General features: G+C 53.1%; 3 protein-coding genes. All 3 read right to left on the bottom strand.

Going from position 1 to position 1,938, the window contains the following annotated elements; genetic code table 11:
- Window positions 1-57: 57 nt before the first annotated feature.
- The gene (locus WCA53_RS28710; protein ID WP_423919032.1) at window positions 58-300 is read right to left on the bottom strand and encodes a chaperone NapD; all 243 of its coding nucleotides are present in this window, start codon (window positions 298-300) and stop codon (window positions 58-60) included.
- A gap of 143 nt (window positions 301-443) precedes the next feature.
- Window positions 444-602: a periplasmic nitrate reductase, NapE protein gene (locus WCA53_RS28705; protein ID WP_423919029.1), complete on the bottom strand. Its 159-nt coding sequence runs from the start codon at window positions 600-602 to the stop codon at window positions 444-446.
- Between the two features lie 308 nt (window positions 603-910).
- Complete coding sequence (locus WCA53_RS28700) at window positions 911-1,615, bottom strand: glutathione S-transferase N-terminal domain-containing protein (RefSeq protein ID WP_423919026.1); 705 nt, start codon at window positions 1,613-1,615, stop codon at window positions 911-913.
- Between the last annotated feature and the right edge of the window lie 323 nt (window positions 1,616-1,938).

Genomic DNA, 1,938 nt, shown 5'->3' with positions numbered 1-1,938 from the left:
GCGATAGCCGGCAACGCAACCCCCGCTGCCGATGCGGCCGTGGCCGCGGCGGTTTGCTTAATAAAGCTTCGACGTGTCAGCGACATCGTGAATCTCCTGGTCGAGCGCCTCAATATCCTCGTGATGCTGATAAACCAGCGCCGCCGAATAAACACCGGCCAGCGCGTGAATCGCATCCATTTGCTTTATTATTTCGGCGGAGAGATTTGCTTCCAGCGTAACCACGATTTTTCCCGCTGGGCTGACCGCATGAATTTCAGAACCAGGGAGGAGCAAGATAGCCTCCTTGATGCTTTCCATATTCCTGGTGTTCGCATGAACAACAATTCCAGCAATATGCGCCTCGGGTAATGAAACTATTTCGTTTATTGCATTTCTTAGGCGAGCGGACATAGACGACCCCTGTCGTTTCTAATTGCAAGAAGCGAATCAACCACGACTACTCAGTGCGGCGGCCCACCGATCAGGATCTGGTAGAACCACACGCAGAACCCATATACAGCAATGATCATGAGGGTGAGGACTGGAACCATGATGACAGTCAGGAAGAGAAAACTGCGAATCTCTTCAGTCTTTCGAACGTGCGTTTCAGTTTCCGTCATGATGAATGGATTTGAGAGCACCAAGCAGTTATTAATGGGTTATTTTTGAGATCAGGCGATGGAGTGATTGTTAGCGCCCGGCGAGGACGCGTCAAGGGATTTATTGTGCGATTAAATAGAGTGGTGCGAGTGGATTATTTCGGATTAACTCATGCGCTCTGAATATTTCAAGAACACGATTTCACCCTCGATTTATTCTCGCCGGTTTATTTCTTGATTTTAATTTATCGGCTGCGAGAACCTTGGATTTAATGCGGGCGTGCGGTGCAAATTGACAAGGCGGCACATTGGCCGCCTCGATTGCGCGATTAAGGGCGCGGGGGAATATTAAGCCCCTTGTCCACCGCTGGTCGCGCGAGGAACGAGGCCAGCGCTCGCGTCACGTGCGGAAAATCATCGATACCCACTAACCCGCCCGCTTCGTAGAAGCCGACCAGGTTACGAATCCACGGAAAACTTGCGATATCGGCGATTCCGTATTCGTCGCCCATGATCCACTTCCGGTCTGCAAGCCGTTGATTGACCACACCCAGCAGACGTCGTGATTCCCCAACGTAGCGGTCACGCGGCCGCTTGTCCTCGTAATCCTTGCCCGCGAACTTGTTAAAGAAGCCGAGCTGGCCGAACATCGGACCGATTCCGCCCATCTGGAACATCAGCCACTGGATCGTTTCGTAGCGGCCGGCGGCGTCCTTCGGAATGAACTTGCCGGATTTGTCCGCGAGATAAAGCAAAATTGCGCCTGACTCGAACAGGCCGAACGGCTTGCCGTCCGGACCATTCGGATCGATGATCGCTGGAATCTTGTTGTTCGGATTCAGCGACATGAACTCGGGCGTCAACTGGTCGTTCGTATCGAAGCGGACCGTGTGCGCTTCGTACGGCAGACCGGTCTCTTCGAGCATGATCGAGACCTTGACGCCATTGGGCGTCGGCAGCGAATAAAGCTGAATCCGGTCGGGATGCTGCGCAGGCCATTTTTGGGCAATCGGGAAAGCAGACAAATCGGACATTGGGTTCCTTGGTAATTCCTGGACGATTCTTCAGGTGAAAACGGCGCCGGGGTACTGCCTCCGTCCACGCGATGGATGCGTTGATCTACTGATCGACCCAACAATATAGTCAATTCGCGTTTTTTTGTCTTGAACGGCCGCTTCAGACCACGGGCTTTGGGCCGCTCACTGCCACTGCTCCCAGCGCGGTCGATTGTGATTTGAAAGCCTGGGAGCGGTTTTGGCCCGGATTGAATTTCAATATTGCGAAGACGCGCTAACATCACGCTTAGAGCGATGCTGCAAGGCGGAACAAACGCCGCTGTCAACATACGTTGCAAGTC

Origin of the sequence: Caballeronia sp. (genome assembly GCF_049581465.1) — a bacterium.
Lineage (GTDB): Bacteria > Pseudomonadota > Gammaproteobacteria > Burkholderiales > Burkholderiaceae > Caballeronia.
Note: the sequence above shows the minus strand (reverse complement) of the source record. Positions and strands in the feature narration are given on the sequence as shown.

Coding starts and splice junctions, on each gene's coding strand:
- WCA53_RS28710 (WP_423919032.1), bottom strand. CDS start 300: ATGGAAAGCATCAAGGAGGCTATCTTGCTCCTCCCTGGTTCTGAAATT.
- WCA53_RS28705 (WP_423919029.1), bottom strand. CDS start 602: ATGACGGAAACTGAAACGCACGTTCGAAAGACTGAAGAGATTCGCAGT.
- WCA53_RS28700 (WP_423919026.1), bottom strand. CDS start 1,615: ATGTCCGATTTGTCTGCTTTCCCGATTGCCCAAAAATGGCCTGCGCAG.